The sequence below is a fragment of the Pseudomonas sp. PDM24 genome (assembly GCF_019218905.1).
Lineage (GTDB): Bacteria > Pseudomonadota > Gammaproteobacteria > Pseudomonadales > Pseudomonadaceae > Aquipseudomonas.
On record NZ_JAHUWR010000001.1, the window covers coordinates 1,557,654 to 1,568,689 of the forward strand.

At 59.9% G+C, this 11,036-nt stretch carries 11 protein-coding genes; 9 read left to right on the forward strand and 2 right to left on the reverse strand.

All coding sequences use genetic code 11. The features are described from left to right. Positions 1–831: 831 nt before the first annotated feature. The 4 genes from KW837_RS07050 (at position 832) to KW837_RS07065 (ending at position 3,641) form a co-directional block, all read left to right on the forward strand. Positions 832–1,191 (forward strand): DUF6124 family protein, encoded by a 360-nt coding sequence (locus KW837_RS07050; RefSeq protein ID WP_218395013.1) that lies wholly within the window; start codon positions 832–834, stop codon positions 1,189–1,191. A gap of 279 nt (positions 1,192–1,470) precedes the next feature. After that, positions 1,471–2,076, forward strand: a complete 606-nt coding sequence (locus KW837_RS07055) for an SCO family protein (protein WP_008072038.1) — start codon at positions 1,471–1,473, stop codon at positions 2,074–2,076. Further along, positions 2,076–2,549 (forward strand): copper chaperone PCu(A)C, encoded by a 474-nt coding sequence (locus KW837_RS07060; protein WP_218395014.1) that lies wholly within the window; start codon positions 2,076–2,078, stop codon positions 2,547–2,549. Before KW837_RS07055 ends, KW837_RS07060 begins: the two co-directional genes overlap by 1 nt. A gap of 123 nt (positions 2,550–2,672) precedes the next feature. Next, positions 2,673–3,641 (forward strand): bifunctional 5,10-methylenetetrahydrofolate dehydrogenase/5,10-methenyltetrahydrofolate cyclohydrolase, encoded by a 969-nt coding sequence (locus KW837_RS07065; RefSeq protein ID WP_256348544.1) that lies wholly within the window; start codon positions 2,673–2,675, stop codon positions 3,639–3,641. A gap of 191 nt (positions 3,642–3,832) precedes the next feature. On the opposite strand, the gene KW837_RS07070 is transcribed toward KW837_RS07065, so the two are convergent. Then, complete coding sequence (locus tag KW837_RS07070; protein WP_192344586.1) at positions 3,833–4,351, reverse strand: SgcJ/EcaC family oxidoreductase; 519 nt, start codon at positions 4,349–4,351, stop codon at positions 3,833–3,835. 168 nt (positions 4,352–4,519) lie between these two features. Here KW837_RS07070 and KW837_RS07075 point away from each other — a divergent pair, with 168 nt between their 5' ends. From KW837_RS07075 to KW837_RS07090, 4 genes are read left to right on the forward strand one after another with little or no spacing between them, the layout of a single operon-like run. Next, positions 4,520–5,704: a sensor histidine kinase gene (locus tag KW837_RS07075; protein ID WP_218395015.1), complete on the forward strand. Its 1,185-nt coding sequence runs from the start codon at positions 4,520–4,522 to the stop codon at positions 5,702–5,704. Then, complete coding sequence (locus KW837_RS07080; RefSeq protein WP_192344584.1) at positions 5,701–6,354, forward strand: response regulator transcription factor; 654 nt, start codon at positions 5,701–5,703, stop codon at positions 6,352–6,354. Before KW837_RS07075 ends, KW837_RS07080 begins: the two co-directional genes overlap by 4 nt. Beyond that, complete coding sequence (locus KW837_RS07085) at positions 6,351–8,678, forward strand: ATP-binding protein (RefSeq protein WP_218395016.1); 2,328 nt, start codon at positions 6,351–6,353, stop codon at positions 8,676–8,678. The genes KW837_RS07080 and KW837_RS07085 overlap by 4 nt, the downstream gene beginning before the upstream one ends. Further along, positions 8,675–9,139 carry a response regulator gene (locus tag KW837_RS07090; protein WP_007901111.1) on the forward strand — a complete coding sequence of 155 codons (465 nt, stop codon included), beginning with the start codon at positions 8,675–8,677 and terminating at the stop codon, positions 9,137–9,139. Before KW837_RS07085 ends, KW837_RS07090 begins: the two co-directional genes overlap by 4 nt. On the opposite strand, the gene KW837_RS07095 is transcribed toward KW837_RS07090, so the two are convergent. Next, on the reverse strand, positions 9,116–10,033 hold the full coding sequence (locus KW837_RS07095) for an alpha/beta fold hydrolase (RefSeq protein ID WP_192344582.1): 918 nt from the start codon (positions 10,031–10,033) through the stop codon (positions 9,116–9,118). The genes KW837_RS07090 and KW837_RS07095 overlap by 24 nt on opposite strands. Positions 10,034–10,340: 307 nt before the next feature. Between KW837_RS07095 and KW837_RS07100 the strand changes: the two genes are divergently transcribed. Continuing rightward, a complete protein-coding gene (locus KW837_RS07100) occupies positions 10,341–11,021 on the forward strand; it encodes a glutathione S-transferase family protein (protein ID WP_218395017.1) in 681 nt (226 codons plus the stop codon). The last annotated feature ends 15 nt before the right edge of the window (positions 11,022–11,036 follow it).

Here is an 11,036-nt window from a genome sequence, read left to right on the forward strand (position 1 = left end):
GATGTTGCCCACGACCTGCTCGGCCGCTCGATCATCGTTGACCGAGTGGGCTGCCCATCTGTTTTCGATGGACCTGAGGGTATCAATGCAGCCTTTGTGCCAGTCTGCGGCGTATGACTTCCTCAGTGCTGGAAAACCGACCTCTGAACGATGGGGAAATGTGATAAAGACACCGGCCCAGGCGGGTCTCATCGGGCGTTAGTCAACTTTGCAGGAGCCCGCGAGCGGGTGGACGGACGTTGGAGCGGTAGGAAGGAATAGCTCAGGAAACCGCTTCGCACTGGTGCATGTTGTCAGGCATGGCTCTTTAAAAGTGCATACGGCTACGTTCTATTTGGGCTTGAGCAATGCCAGTGAGTTAAGCGCGAATCCCTGTGGGAGCGGGCTTGCTCGCGAAGACGGCGGCACAGTCAATATTGATGTCGCCTGACACGCCGCTTTCGCGAGCAAGCCCGCTCCCACAGGGATTCGCAACATTGCCGGAATGCGCGTGTTTAAAAGCCCTGAAGGTTACTTCCTGAAAGCTACAAGATCTTGCGCCGTTGCCTACGCTTACGCCAGAATCCGCCGGCTTGTGCGCCTTGGGGTTGCTCGGTAACTTGATTCGCGTCACTGCCCATCAGTGATCGGGTTTAGTCGCCCGGGGTTATAAGTAAGGTGTACAAGCTCTTGTCAGTCAGGCATTCCCATGCCTGCACTTGATGGTGGTTGTGCGCAGGGCGCCTTCGGGCGCGCCGGCTTTGCTAGCTTCCCCGGTCGACTAACCTGCGTACAGCTGCCTCCCTCTCGTTTAGTCGCAAGAGGGTGGCACCCAATCAGAGAAGCCAGCTTATGTTCAAAGTTACGCCCAACCCACCGGACATCGATCCGATATCTCCGTACGAACCCGATTCAAAGAAGCTCAATGAGGCCGCCGAGCGGGCTCTGAACTTCCACTTCCCGTCGAATGCCGACATCAAAGCCACCGCGCGTAAACCCAGCAAGCTGTTTGCCGTGGCCCCAGAGGCGACTACCGAAACCCTGGCGGTTTTTTTGGTCGAGACACTGGCCTCGGTCGATGTGATGGTCCATCAGTTGGTGGATCATCTGGAGGGTGAGTCGCGTCACGCCCTGCTGGGCATTTCAAACAGCATCATGGTGGCGGAGATCACCGCGAACCGGGTGCTGGATCACATTAATACGCCTGAGTAGGTATGAACTGTTGTGGTGAGTGAGTTACTGACGCAGGGTTGTGCAGTGATCCTGTTTTTGGGGCCGCTGCGCGACCCAGCGGGAGCAATCTCCCTCGCCACAGGTTTCTCGGTGTTTGATCCCAGTAGGGTATCCCGAGGCCGCGACCTTTTGGCGCATGACCGGCGGGCCATCGATTGAGCGCCATAGCGCAACAGTTTGTTAACATCCGTGCGCTTTTTTTCGTCTGATTGATCAGCCACTGTAGATTCCCGGTCGCTACACAGGATGCTTTTTTCCATGAGTACGTTGTATACCCGTCGCACGGTCCTGCAAGGCATGAGCCTGTTGAGCCTTGGCCTGCTCGCCGGCTGCGATGACAGCAGCAAGCTGTCGTTCAAGTACGGCAAGGACCTCAGCGACAAGATCATGGGGCGTACCTTCAAACTCAAGGACGCGCAGGGCGAGTACCGGATGCTGGGCAGCTACCGTGGCCTGATGCCGATGGTTTTTTTCGGTTTCACCCAATGTCCGGCGGTCTGCCCGACGACGCTGGCCCGTGCGGCACAAGCGAAAAAACTGATGGGCCGCGATGGCGAACGCCTGCAAGTGATCTTCATCACCCTGGACCCCGAACGCGATACGCCGCAAATGCTCGACGCCTACGTCAAAGCCTTCGATCCAAGTTTCGAGGCGCTGTACGGCTCGCTGGAAGAAACCGCCGCCACCGCCAAGGAGTTCGGTGTGTTCTTTGAAAAGATCCCCAGCGGCTCGACCTATACCCTCTCCCACACCGCGACCAGCTTCGTTTTCGACTCCCGAGGCACTTTGCGCCTGGGACTGTCCGCGTCCCTTACCGCTCAAGAGTGTGCAGAAGACCTGCTCACCGTCATGGAGGTCTGCTGATGACTTCGATCTACGCACCACGTATTAAACAGCTGACCCTGGGCCTTTTCCTGATCGGCATGGCCTGGCAGGTGTGCGCCCAAACCCAGGTGAACGACGCCTGGGTCCGCGCGACGGTGGCCGGCCAGCATTCGACCGGCGCCTTCATGACCCTGCAGGCCGACAGCGACAGCAAACTGCTCAGCGTGCAGTCGCCGGTCGCGAACACCGTGCAAATTCACCAATCCAGCATGAAAGACGATGTGATGAGCATGAGCCAGGTCGAGTCCGTCGCGCTGCCGGCCGGCAAACCGGTGAGCTTTGATCCCCATGGCTACCACATCATGCTGATGGACCTGACGACTCAGGTGAAGGAAGGCGACAACGTTCCCCTGACCCTGACCGTGGAAAACGCCAAGGGCGAAAAAGAGACGATCAAGGTTGACGCCGAGGCTCGGGCGCTCGGCATGCAGGATCACAGCAAGATGCATTGAGAGGCTCAATCCCGGCCCGTCTGATCGCCGCTGTTGCGGTGGTATTGGCCTGCCCTCAACTGGTAGCCTGTGCGTCCCTGCCTGCATGTCTCTGATGGATCATCGGCGCACGAAGACGCCTTGATGATCACTTCACCCCTTTCAATCAAGACGACGGTGACGCATTTGATCAGCAGTACCCCACCACTGGCCCGCGATATCGACGGCAAAGCCATTTCTGCCCAGGTTCTCGACGAGGTCCGGGAGGAGGTTCTGGCCCTGGCCGGCCAGCAAATCTATCCCGCCCTTGCGGTCCTGTTGGTCGGTGACGACCCGGCCAGCCACGTTTATGTGCGCAACAAATTGCTGCGCGCCAAGGAAGTCGGTATCCGCTCCCTTGAATACCGCCTGCCGGAAACCGCCAGCCAGACCCAGGTTCTGGAACTGATTGCGCAACTCAACGCCGATGCCTCGGTGACCGGCATCCTGGTGCAACTGCCCTTGCCCGCCGCTATCGACGAACAGGCGGTGATTCAGGCCATCGACCCGATCAAGGACGTGGACGGTTTTCATCGGGAAAACGTCGGTGGGCTGGTGCAAGGCATGGAGGTCCTGACCCCGTGCACGCCCAGTGGCTGCATGCGCTTGCTGCACGAGACCTGCGGTGATGACTTGAGCGGCTTGCACGCGGTGGTCATCGGCCGTTCGAACATTGTCGGCAAACCGATGGCGACCTTGTTGTTGCAGGCCAACTGCTCGGTCAGCGTGGTGCATTCGCGTAGCGTCGACGCCCCGGCGTTGTGCCGGCTGGCGGATATCGTGGTCGCAGCGGTGGGTCGGCCTGAGTTGATCGACGCCAGTTGGCTCAAGCCCGGTGCGGTGGTCATCGATGTCGGCATCAACCGCATCGCCAGCGAATCCGGCGATCGTCTGGTGGGCGATGTCGACTATGCCAGCGCCCGCACCGTCGCGCGGGCGATTACCCCGGTGCCGGGTGGCGTCGGGCCGATGACCATTGCCTATCTGCTGAAAAACACCCTGATCGCCTGCCAGTTGCAACTCGCCGCACAGGCCCGCGGGCAGCAGCCTGCAGATGACTTGGCGTTGAACTGACACAACGCACACGGCCCACTTCAAAGTGGGCCGTGTCGGTAATGCCAGTCAGGCGCGGAACCTGTGGGAGCGGGCTTGCTCGCGAAAGCGGTGTGTCAGGCGACATCAGTGTTGGATGTGCTGACGCCTTCGCGAGCAAGCCCGCTCCCACAGGGATTGTGTCTTAACCACATCAAGCGTCGAAAACGCGGTTACTTCCCGGCGTGCAGCACCTGTGCTTGCGGCATCGCCGAAGAGTGATGGTTGAGAATCTTCCACTGCCCGCCAACCTGTTCATAGACGAAGGTGTAGCGCGCCTGCACCTGACGAGTCTTGCCATCGGCCTCGGTCAAGGTAAAGGTGTAGACGCCACTGTCCATCGCCACATTGGCGCCTAATGGACGGATCTCACGGAAGTTGATCTGGCCCACCGGTTTGAGCGCCATGAAGTGATCGAAGTAGTCCTTGATCTGTGCCGGCGTGGTGCGCACCTTGTTGGAAACCGTCGGCTGCAACACGGCGTTCGGCGCATACAGGTCGACCACGCTCTGAACATTGCCGCTCTTCAATGCGCTATTCCATTGATCAAACAGCGCGGCGATTTCACGATCCTTCACGTTACCGGGCTGTTCGGCCACGCTGCTGTAGACGTAAGGCACTGCCTCCAACGCCTGGGCCAACGGGGTGGTCAGGGCGAACAACAGGGCGATGGTTGAGGTCTTGAATTTCATTGCGCGATTCCAATGGTGGTCGATGGCCACACTGTGCCGCTCGGAACGTCGCCCGCCATCGGCCAACCGGAGTCATTTGCCTATGCCATTCGGCAGATAGCGCCCTGCCCCGTCAACAAGGTTTAATGACGCCCCAGCCCGAACGGGCGTGCCCGCCGGAATCCGCCCATGCAAAACACTGATCATGACCCCGGTAGCGCCCTGGCCATTCGCACCCAGTATCGGCAATCGCAAAGTCGCGCCGCGCGGCTGCGGCTGCTGGTGGATACCGGCCAGGAGCTGACGCAACTGGCCCCCGAAGCCATGCGTCAACGGGTGCTGCAACGGGCCTGTGCCTTCCTGGCGATGGACCACGCATTACTGCTGGAATGGGACGTGGATGCGCAGGTCAGGACCACCGCCAGTCACGGTAGCCGTGATCGTTTACACAGCCTCGAGCGTCTCGCCGATACGGCGATGTGCTCCCCGCAATGGCAGGAACAGCCGAGCGCGGTTCTGCCCAATGTGCTGCGGGTACCTTTGCGCGGCGGCGATGGCGCGGCCTTCGGTGCGTTGGTGCTGGCCAACAGTGTCAGCATCAGTGCACCGGACACCGAGGACCTCGAATCCCTGCAATTGCTCGCCACCCTGCTGGCCGCGCACCTGGAAAACCAGCGGTTGCTGGATGCACTGGTGGCCCGCGAGCGCACCATGTCCGATCTGGTCCACAGGCTGTTCAGGGCACAGGAAGACGAACGCAAACGCATGGCGTACGACCTGCACGACGGCCTGGCGCAAACCCTCGCCGGGCTGCATCAGCGCCTGCAAGGTTTTGCCGGCCGCTGCCCGCCACTGCCCGACGAACTCGGCGCAGACTTACAGACGATTCTTGCACTGGCCCAGCACTGTGTCGGTGAAGGCCGGCAATTGATCAGCGGCCTGCGCCCGACGGTACTCGACGACTTTGGCTTGCTGAAGGCGGTCGACAAAGAAGCGGATCGCCTGCGTGACGCCGGGATCAAAGTGAACTGGAGCATGCGTTGCGAAGCACGTTTGCCCAGCCAGGTGGAGATCGCCCTGTTCCGGATTGCCCAGGAAGGCATTAACAACATTCTCAAGCATGCGCAGGCCAGCCATGTCGTCCTCGCGCTGGAACTGCTCGAAGGACTGGCCTCGCTACGGCTGGACGACAACGGCAAAGGTTTTGCCATGGAACAACGACTCGACACCTGCGGCGCCCGGCACTTGGGGCTCGCGGCGATGAAGGAACGCGCAAGCCTGCTGGGCGGCGATTTCACTTGCGTCAGCCATCTGCATGGCGGGACGCAACTGCGTGCAACCGTACCCTCCGACCTCAATGGAACAGCTCAATGACTGAAGTTTTACGTCTGGTTCTGGCGGACGATCATGAGGTCACCCGAACCGGTTTCGTCGCGCTGCTGGCCGGCCATCCGCAATTCGAAGTGGTCGGCCAGGCCCGCGATGGCCAGGAAGCGGTGGACGTTTGTGAGCGCTTGCTACCCGACATCGTCATCCTCGACATTCGCATGCCCGTGCTCAATGGGTTGGGCGCGGCGCGGATTCTTCAGCAGCGCCTGCCGGCCCTGAAAGTGGTGATCTTCACCATGGACGACAGCCCGGATCACCTGGAAGCGGCGATGAATGCCGGTGCCGTGGGTTACCTGCTCAAAGACGCCAGCCGCAATGAAGTGATTGACGCCCTGCAACGCGTCGCCGCGGGCGAGGAAGCCCTCAACAGCGCCGTCAGCGCCCGTCTGCTGCGGCGCATGACCGAACGCAACGCCAGTGGCGCCGCGCCTGCCGAAACCTTGACCGCCCGCGAACGCCAGGTCCTCGGGTTGGTAGCCAGCGGCTTCAGCAATCGTGAAATCGGCGAAGAACTCGGTATCACCACGGGCACGGCCAAAGCCCACGTGGAACGGGTCATCGGTAAACTCGGCGCCGCCGACCGAACCCAGGCGGCCGTTCGTGGCATGGCCCTGGGGCTGGTGACCCAGTCATGAAGGTTTCAAATGCTCGACGCTGGGCCGATCTGCCATTACGCGGCAAAGCCCTCGTGGTGATTTCCCTGCCGTTGGTAATCCTGTTGCTCTCGCTGGTGCTGATCTACATCACCGAGCGTCAGACCGCACGCGCGGAAGAGGACGTGCGCCGGGTGCTGCTGGTACAAGGCGACATTCAGGCCGTACACACCCTGCTCGCCGAGGCCGCCGCTAGCGTGCGCGGCTATCTGCTGACCCGCCGCGAGGATTTCCTGCCGGGTTATCGGCAAGCCAAGCCCTTGATCGAATCAGCCCTGCGACGGCTCGACGGCAACGTTCGCGATGAGCGGGTGCGCAAACATCTGGAGGCGATCACCCCGTTGATCGAGACCAAGGTCGAGGGTCTGGTTGAACTGCTCGACGATCGCAGCGCCACACCCGAGTCGATCACCACCATCCTGATCAACAACAAGCACATCCTCGACGAGTTGCGCGAACGCATCAGCGCCATGCGCACCCTCGAGGATACGTTGCTGGCCGAGCGCACCGCGGCGGCCGCCTCGACTCGCCAGCGTTTGTTGTTCTCCACCCTGCTGGCCGCGGCCTGCGGGTTGTTTGGCGCCATTGTGGCGGTGCTGTTCCTGTCCAAGGGCATCGTCGCCCGGGTCAAACAGGTCCAGGGCAACGCACAACGACTGGCACTCGGTCAGCCGTTACTGCCGCAACCGCCGGAGAACGACGAGATTGGTCAATTGGGCACGCGCCTGGTCGAAGCCGGGTTGTTGCTGGCTGAACGTGAGCGGGCGTTGCGCGACAACGAAGAGCGCCTGCGGCTGATCATCGACGGGGTGAAGGACTACGGTATTTTCGCCCTCGACACACAGGGCTTCGTCACCAGCTGGAATGCGGGCGCCGAGCGGATCAAGGGCTACACCGAACAAGAAATCGTCGGCCAGCATTTTTCGGTGTTTTATCTGTCGCAAGAATGCCCGCAGCATCCCGACATGGCGCTGCGCGAGGCCACTCGCGACGGTCATTACATGGAAGAGGCCTGGCGTTGCCGCAAGGATGGCAGCCGCTTCTGGGCCAGCGTGGTGATTACCGCGCAATACGACAGCAGTGGCGCCTTGCGCGGATTCTCCAAGATCACCCGCGACATTACCGATCGCCGCGTGGCCGAGATAGCACTGAGCACCGCACGGGAAGAAGCCGAACGCGCCAGCCGAGCCAAAAGCGAGTTCCTGTCGCGCATGAGCCACGAACTGCGTACCCCGCTCAACTCCATTCTCGGCTTCGCACAACTGCTGGACATGGACTCGCCCAAGGGCCAGCGCGCGCAAATTGGTCATATCCTGCGGGCCGGACAACACCTGCTGACCCTGATCAACGAGGTGTTGGACATCGCCAAGATCGAAGCCGGGCGTCTGCCACTGAACGTTGAAGCCGTGCCCTTGGCGGTAGTGCTGCAAGAAGCCCTGACACTGGTTTCCCCCATGGCTTGCGACGCCGGCATCCAATTGGTCGATTTGCCGATGCTGGCCGCCGACAGCGGGATCGTCGCCGATCGGCAACGTCTGGTTCAGGTGCTGCTCAACCTGCTGTCCAACGCGATCAAATACAACCGGCCCCAGGGCCAGGTGCACATCGAAGTCAGGGTTATTCAACAGCGAATTGCGGTGTCGGTCTGCGATACCGGCAAGGGCATTGCGGCCGATCGACTGGAACAACTGTTCAAGCCGTTCGAGCGTCTGGAGACTGATCCGAACGTGGAAGGCACCGGCTTGGGCCTGGCCTTGAGCAAGAGTCTGCTGGAAATGATGAACGGCAGCCTGACCGTCAAAAGCCAGCCCGGCGAAGGCGCAAGTTTCACCCTGGAATTGCCTTTCGTGCGCCTGCAGCCAATTACCGAGCCACCGGTTGCACGAATCAGTCACCCAACGGTCACGGCCGCCCTCACCGCTCCCGATTACCAGGGCAAAGTCCTGTGCATCGAAGACAATCTCTCAAGCCTGGCCCTGATCGAAACCCTGCTGCAACGACGGCCGCACATCCAGTTGCTCTCAAGCATGCAGGGGCAAATGGGTCTGGACCTGGCCCGTCAACATGCACCGCAGCTGATATTGCTCGACGTGGCGCTGCCGGATCTGGATGGTTTCAATGTGCTGCAACGCTTGCGTCAGTCTTCCATCACCCGTGCCATTCCCGTGCTGATGATCACCGCCGATGCCAGTGACCTCACGCATCTGGCCTTGCTGGAAGCGGGAGCGACGGCGGTGCTGACCAAGCCGATTAACATCCCTTCATTCCTCGCCCATCTTGACCAGCATCTACCGGAGCCCGTGTGAACACCGACCTGCGCATTCTGATCATCGACGACCAGCGGCCCAACCTCGACTTGATGGAGCAGTTGCTTGTCCGCGAAGGGCTGACCAATGTACTGAGCAGTACCCAGCCGCTGCGAACCCTGGACCTGTTCAACAGCTTCGAGCCTGACCTGGTGATTCTCGACCTGCACATGCCGGAGTTCGACGGCTTTGCCGTACTGGAACAACTCAACCGGCGCATCCCGACCGGCGAGTACCTGCCGATCCTCGTGCTCACCGCCGACGCCACCCGCGATACCCGCCTGCGCGCGCTGGCCCTGGGCGCCAAAGACTTTATCAGCAAGCCACTGGACGCCCTGGAAACCATGCTGCGCGTCTGGAACCTGCTCGAAACCCGCGCGCTGTATAAAGCTTTGCGTACTTTGGTCCCGGCGGATCAGATCGAGTTGCTGCGCCAGTTAAAGCCGCACCCAGTTAGCTGACTGAAGGGGCGGAATCACTGACGCTTTGCTACTGAACGTCAGGTCACGGGGCTGGCTCGGTATTTTGGCGACCGGCTGCAGAAAGCCCAACAAGGCCTGCTGGGTGTCATTCCAGGCCGTCGGGTGTTCCATATCGAGGAAGTGCCCGGCGTTCTTGATGGTCTGAAACTGAGCCTGACGGGAATGAGTTGCGAAAAGACGGGCGTCTTCCACCGAGGTGTACTCATCCCGTTCGCCGTTGATAAACAGCAGCGGAACTTCGATGGCATCGGCACAGGAAACGTAGCAATGAGTGTCCTGAGTCAGCACTTCATTGACGTGAAAATGCATCTGCCGGTATTCGTGTTCGTCAAGGCTGCTGACATGGCGTTCGTTGAAACGCTTGAACAGCGACGGCAGATGCTTGCCGATCGTGCTGTTGATCAAGCGCCCGACATTGCGCCGATCACAAGCCTGGAGGAAGTGCCGGCCACTCTCCAGATAATCGCGCATCGGCGTATTGATTCGCGCCGCGAATGAACTGATCACCGCTTTTTCGATTCGTTGTGGGTGCTGGGCCAGCGCCAGCAAAGTCGCCGCGCCGCCCCAGGAAAAGGACAGCACATGCTGCGCCCGAAAGTGCTCGATCAACTCCAGCAATATTTCGGCTTCGTCTTCCTTGCGGATCGGCTGGTCATGCTGGTTGTGTTGTTTCGATTGACCGGCGTAGGGCTGATCGTAGAGGACTACATTGAAGCGTGGCCGCAGGTAGCGCACCGTTTGGGCAAAAGATGCGGTCGTTGCCAGCGAGCCGTTGACCAGAATAATGGTCTTGTCGGCGGTGGCGTTGAGGTAATGCTCGGTATAAACCCTGTACTTCTTACCAATCTGGACGATCGCAGTTTTCAACGTCATTTCATTCTATTCCTTGAACAAATTGGATCAGACACACAGCTTGATTGACCGTCCGGCTTCCTCCGGGCAAGCCTGACAGCACAAACCAGCGACAACGGTACAAGGGCGCTGAGATGAACGCCATGACCAATAAGTCACAAACCGACCAGTGGCTCACAGTAAAGCAGGGATTTTCCCGTGTGCAAGTACGCACGCTTGAAAGTGGCGGCCCTGACGCATCGCCAACATCCGCCTATGATTATTCATTGCCCCCACCTTCATCAGTTCCAGGGCTCTCGCCCCCTCACGTCAAATGAGGAGTTGAAAGATGTCGCTGACGCTTTACTACCATCCACTGGCGTCGTTCTGTCACAAAGTACTCATCGCGCTCTACGAAAACGGCACCGAATTCGAGAGAAGAATCATCGATCTCGGTGACCCTGCCGACAGCGCAGAACTTCAGGCATTGTGGCCAATCGGAAAGTTTCCAATAATTTTTGACTCTGTTCATCAGCTGAATCTGCCGGAGTCCAGCATCATCATCGAGTACCTGGATAGACGATTTCCAGGCACGCACAATCTGGTTCCAGACGATTGGGAGACCGCGCTGGAAGTCCGATTATGGGATCGCTTTTTCGACCATTATGTACAAGTGCCGATGCAACAGATTGTCAGTGATCGGCTACAGGCGACCAACGGTGATTTGACCAAAGAGCGATCCATGCTGAAAACGGCCTACGGCATGCTTGAACGCCGGATGGCATCCAGAATCTGGGTGGCCAGCCCGGGGTTCAGCATGGCCGATTGCGCCGCTGCCCCGGCACTTTTCTATGCCCGGACGCTTGTGCCGTTCCCCGATGACTACAGCCACCTGAGCGCCTATTTCGAGAGGTTGGTACAGAGACCATCATTTCAGCGCGTGATCGATGAAGCCCGGCCCTGGTTTTCGTTCTACCCGTTTGCAGAGGCGATCGAACAGCGGTTTTGCCAGGCGCCGGACAACGCATGATCCGCGTCCATAGCC

What these genes read in the sequence shown, in the direction of transcription:
- KW837_RS07055 (WP_008072038.1), top strand. Translation starts at nt 1,471, where the DNA reads ATGAGTACGTTGTATACCCGTCGCACGGTCCTGCAAGGCATGAGCCTG.
- KW837_RS07065 (WP_256348544.1), top strand. Translation starts at nt 2,673, where the DNA reads ATGATCACTTCACCCCTTTCAATCAAGACGACGGTGACGCATTTGATC.
- KW837_RS07050 (WP_218395013.1), top strand. Translation starts at nt 832, where the DNA reads ATGTTCAAAGTTACGCCCAACCCACCGGACATCGATCCGATATCTCCG.
- KW837_RS07095 (WP_192344582.1), bottom strand. Translation starts at nt 10,033, where the DNA reads ATGACGTTGAAAACTGCGATCGTCCAGATTGGTAAGAAGTACAGGGTT.
- KW837_RS07085 (WP_218395016.1), top strand. Translation starts at nt 6,351, where the DNA reads ATGAAGGTTTCAAATGCTCGACGCTGGGCCGATCTGCCATTACGCGGC.
- KW837_RS07070 (WP_192344586.1), bottom strand. Translation starts at nt 4,351, where the DNA reads ATGAAATTCAAGACCTCAACCATCGCCCTGTTGTTCGCCCTGACCACC.
- KW837_RS07060 (WP_218395014.1), top strand. Translation starts at nt 2,076, where the DNA reads ATGACTTCGATCTACGCACCACGTATTAAACAGCTGACCCTGGGCCTT.
- KW837_RS07080 (WP_192344584.1), top strand. Translation starts at nt 5,701, where the DNA reads ATGACTGAAGTTTTACGTCTGGTTCTGGCGGACGATCATGAGGTCACC.
- KW837_RS07100 (WP_218395017.1), top strand. Translation starts at nt 10,341, where the DNA reads ATGTCGCTGACGCTTTACTACCATCCACTGGCGTCGTTCTGTCACAAA.
- KW837_RS07075 (WP_218395015.1), top strand. Translation starts at nt 4,520, where the DNA reads ATGCAAAACACTGATCATGACCCCGGTAGCGCCCTGGCCATTCGCACC.